The organism is Thiomicrorhabdus sp. ZW0627, from assembly GCF_029767005.1.
Classification (GTDB): domain Bacteria; phylum Pseudomonadota; class Gammaproteobacteria; order Thiomicrospirales; family Thiomicrospiraceae; genus Thiomicrorhabdus.
On record NZ_JARUQR010000027.1, the window covers coordinates 1 to 214 of the forward strand.

The 214-nt window shown below is 58.4% G+C and carries 1 protein-coding gene; it reads left to right on the plus strand.

Annotation, left to right across the window (positions count from 1 at the left end; genetic code table 11):
* On the plus strand, positions 1 to 214 hold a 214-nt coding region (locus QCB45_RS11540), incomplete at both ends, for a hypothetical protein (RefSeq protein ID WP_279421197.1).

Below are 214 nucleotides of genomic sequence, written 5' to 3' on the forward strand. Positions count from 1 at the left end.
GGCCAACATCAGGAGCAGTTGATTTCGGCGCTGGTCAAGGTGCTGGGTATATATCCGCCTGGCACCCTGGTGAGTCTGTCTGACAACAGTGTCGGCAAGGTGATGATGACGACTGCAGAGGTGCGACAACCCCAGGTCTGGGCCTGTAAACGCGATGGCAGCGAGCCTAAGTTGCGCTTTCTGATGGATGAGGAGGTCAGCGTGGAGGCCGTGC